2 protein-coding genes are annotated in these 2,454 nt (G+C 46.0%); both read right to left on the reverse strand.

Translation table 11 applies throughout. The annotated features are described in order from the left end of the window. Positions 1-59 precede the first annotated feature (59 nt). Positions 60-599: an SPFH domain-containing protein gene (locus tag L2W48_RS12835; protein WP_236116557.1), complete on the reverse strand. Its 540-nt coding sequence runs from the start codon at positions 597-599 to the stop codon at positions 60-62. Positions 600-1,087: 488 nt separating this feature from the next. Continuing rightward, positions 1,088-1,945: an SPFH domain-containing protein gene (locus L2W48_RS12840; protein ID WP_236100486.1), complete on the reverse strand. Its 858-nt coding sequence runs from the start codon at positions 1,943-1,945 to the stop codon at positions 1,088-1,090. Between the last annotated feature and the right edge of the window lie 509 nt (positions 1,946-2,454).

The following is a 2,454-nucleotide window of genomic DNA, read 5'->3' on the forward strand; positions in this document are numbered from 1 at the left end:
CACACCGCAGGAGATCTACTTCGAAGAGGAAGACCTATAGCAGTCTGACCTAAACTAATCTAGGCTAAAAAATGGTCTTGACAATGGGGTCCACCATAGAGCAACTTTTCAAAGCGTTCAGAACGACTTCTAAACTCCTCTACCACCTCGGTCTGATAAAGCTTAGATTCGTTAATCACGACAGAGGCATTTCCTCCAATTCTGTCATCCTCCAAAAGAGCGTATATATCTTTCAAACTTTTTCCCGCTCCAAGATCATCGGTGCTATCTTCTTTTTCGTAGCAATCTATAGCCTCTATCAATTCGTTAAAAACCATCCCTGCCGCAGCTTGCAATAGGCTCTCCCTGTCTCTTCGGGCATCCTCGATAGACTTAAGTTTTGCGCTTTCCGCCTCGTTAACGGCTAAAAAATCATCAACGACTTGGAAGGGAACCTGGGGCTGAGCCGCTCTAGAAAGATCCACCACTTCTATGCCACAATTAAGTGATTTCAGACGATCTCTTATCAAAGAGAGGATGGATTTTTCGTCTATATTCCCACGGGTAAAATCATCGATAGAGGTGCTGCCGATACCGCAGACCAACGCTCCTTCCGTCATAAACGAAAGTAGTGTCTTCGCCCTGTCCATATCGCCGATGGACCTTACGAAACGAGTTGGATTGTCGCCATTGCCGGAGACCTGAAAGACCAATTCCCATCTACCGTGGACGATGTTATGGTCTCCAGTGATAAGAAAACCATCCTTCCCCGGAACTAAACCATCTCCTCCCAATCGATCACACCAAAAAGAATCCTCTAGCGACAATCTCTGGAGATTTGTCGTTACGACAATCTTATCGTCTATAGGGCTCGGTAAGGCCCAATAAGGTCCTCCCGGCATATACACCGATTCGGATCCGGTTCCCAAAATCTTTCCCAACCTAGTATGGATAACGACTGTCCCTTCTTCTACCCAGAAAACGCCACTCAAAGCGACATAAACGCAAAAAAGGACTCCGACAATAAGAAAAAAACGCCCTCCTGAACGAATAAGCTTATCCAAAGCCTTCGCCTTTAGGATATCCGGCTCAGACATTCCTCTCAAAGTCATTTCGCCTCCCCTTCTTTAGAGGGATGAGACAGCATTTCATCGAGCAAAGAATAAGGCGTCATCCCTGAATCCAAGATGAAGGTAGTATTATGCTTCAAGGTGTTCTCCAATGTCTCAAGTTGGCGAAGATATAAAGCAAAATCCTGGTTTAGTGCGAACGCCTCTGCATAGCCAGCAGCTACAGCATCTCCCTCGGAACGTATTTCCTGAGCACGTCTTCTGGCAAAAGCCATTATTCTATCGCTGTCGCTGGCAGCTTTAGCCATGATACCCTTAGCTATGGCTTCTCCTTCCGATCTCGCCTTCTGAGCCATTCTTTGTCGAGTCTGTCTCATCCTCTGGAAAACCGCCTCGGTTATCTTCTCGGGAAAAAGAACTCTGCTTATCCCCATTCTCTCCAAGGCTATCCCCCATCGGCGCCCCGCCAGATCCGATCTCATCCTCTCCAAGATAGCCTCTTCGGCTTCCTCGATATGAGCCCCATCGATGGAGATAAGCTGATCCAATCTAAAATTACCCAATTCGGAACTAGCAGTCCTCATTCGATCTCCTAAAAGCCTCTCTGCCTCTTCCACGGTTTTCATGCTACGAAAAAAATCAAGACAATTAACGATTTTCCAGGAAACATAGCCCTGGATCACTATCACCTGTCTATCGGAAGTTTCTTGTTGCTCTAGGCTTTCGGAGAGAACTCTAATACGACGATCGAATCTATAAAGCTTCTGTATGGGCCAAGGCCAACGCCAAAAAAGCCCGGATTCGTCTCCCTCGGCATTTCTAATACCAGCTTGATCCGCCCTTCCAAACGTAGTTACCAAAACCGTTTCGTTAAACGGGACGACAAAGGAAAACATATACAGCAACAACACTACGATTGTAATGACTCCCAAGGTAGGGCGTAAAAGCTTTGTCTTCAAAGTGATCACTCCTCTGAAATATACTCGGTTACATTGGGAGCCATATCCGGAAGGGACACAGCCGGAGCCAAACCGGAAAGGCCAAACATCATATCCTCTCTGTCTTTGGGAATCAAATATTTACGACGAAAAGGAAGAGTCTTATCCAGAACATCAAGGTATAAACTATTTCCATAATAACGAGGAGAACTGGAAAATATATTGAACTGAGACAAAAAACGTTCGTAGCGAACTTCCTCGTCTGATTCTCTTATGACCTTATAACTTACGGCCTCGCCCAAGACAGAGGCAACCTCTCCTCCGCTGCTCATAAGAACCGAATCTATTTCGTCGGATCTATCGTAACCGTATAGTGGACCCGGAAAAATGGACCACCGAGTAAGTTGCTAGGTTAAGGTGAAGAACAGGCTGCTGTATCATAGGTCTCAGAAAGAGAGGGGACATAA

The sequence above is a fragment of the Dethiosulfovibrio russensis genome, from assembly GCF_021568855.1.
Lineage (GTDB): Bacteria > Synergistota > Synergistia > Synergistales > Dethiosulfovibrionaceae > Dethiosulfovibrio > Dethiosulfovibrio russensis.

Excerpts from the sequence above, each read along its gene's own strand:
- L2W48_RS12840 (WP_236100486.1), bottom strand. The coding sequence starts at position 1,945 with ATGTTTTCCTTTGTCGTCCCGTTTAACGAAACGGTTTTGGTAACTACG.
- L2W48_RS12835 (WP_236116557.1), bottom strand. The coding sequence starts at position 599 with ATGACGGAAGGAGCGTTGGTCTGCGGTATCGGCAGCACCTCTATCGAT.